1 protein-coding gene is annotated in these 1,119 nt (G+C 68.8%); it reads left to right on the plus strand.

Annotated features, from left to right (window positions below; all coding sequences use genetic code 11):
- Nucleotides 1-122: 122 nt before the first annotated feature.
- On the plus strand, nt 123-1,119 hold a 997-nt coding region (locus tag ACO0M4_RS41045), incomplete at its 3' end, for an IS1380 family transposase (protein ID WP_430376396.1).

Below are 1,119 nucleotides of genomic sequence, written 5' to 3' on the forward strand. Positions count from 1 at the left end.
CCTCGCGCTTTCATGAGCGTGCTCGTCCATGCCTTGATCAAATAAGCGGAGAGTGCTCCTGACCTGCAACGATGGGACTTGTCTAGGGTCCTGTTGGCTGCACGGAAAGAAGCACTCTCCAGGTGAGCAAGCGTATCGGGTTGTACCCGCGTGTCCGTGTCGAGGGCGGTGGCAGCGGGGCGGTCTCGCAGGCCGGGGCGGTGCTGCTGGTCGAGACGGTCGGCAAGGTGGGCCTGGACACCGCGATATCGGTGGCATTGGCACCGTGGCGCAAGCCGCGGGCAGTGCACGACCCGGGCAAGGTTCTGCTGGATGTCGCGCTCGGAGTCGCTCTGGGCGGGGACTGCCTCGCCGATGTCGCCATGCTGCGGGCCGAGCCCGACGTGTTCGGCCCGGTGGCGTCCGACCCCACGGTCTCACGACTCATCGACGCCCTCGCCGCAGCCGGACCGAAGGCGCTCACCGCGATCCGGTCGGCGCGGGCCGAAGTACGGTCGCGGGTCTGGGAACTGGCCGGGGCGAACGGTCCGGCCGCCGACGCTCACGTGATCGTGGACATCGACGGCGTGCTGGTCCTTGCGCACTCCGAGAAGCAGGACGCCACCGCGACCTGGAAGAAGACCTTCGGCCATCATCCGCTCGTCGCGTTCGTCGACCACGGCCAAGCCGGTTCCGGAGAGCCGGTGGCCGCGCTGCTGCGGCCCGGCAACGCAGGCTCCAACACCGCGAGCGATCACATCACCACCACCCAACTCGCCCTGGCCCAACTCCCCAAACACCTGCGGCGGGGCCGGCAGACACTGATCCGCACGGACTCTGCCGGCGGCACCCACGCCTTCCTCGACTGGCTCTCCCGCCGGGGCCGGTGGCTGTCGTATTCCGTCGGCATGACCATCACCGACGCCATCCACCAGGCCGTCCTGAAGATCCCGAAGAAGGCGTGGACACCGGCTTACGACGCGGGCGGCACAGAGCGGCCCGGCGCCTGGGTCGCGGAGATCACCGACATGCCCGACCTGAGCACGTGGCCCAAGGGGATGCGGCTGATCGTCCGCAAGGAACGGTCGCACCCCGGCGCCCAGTTGCGCTTCACCGACGTCGACGGACTGCGACTGACCT

Origin of the sequence: Streptomyces sp. RGM 3693, from assembly GCF_050471125.1 — a bacterium.
Classification (GTDB): Bacteria; Actinomycetota; Actinomycetes; order Streptomycetales; family Streptomycetaceae; genus Streptomyces.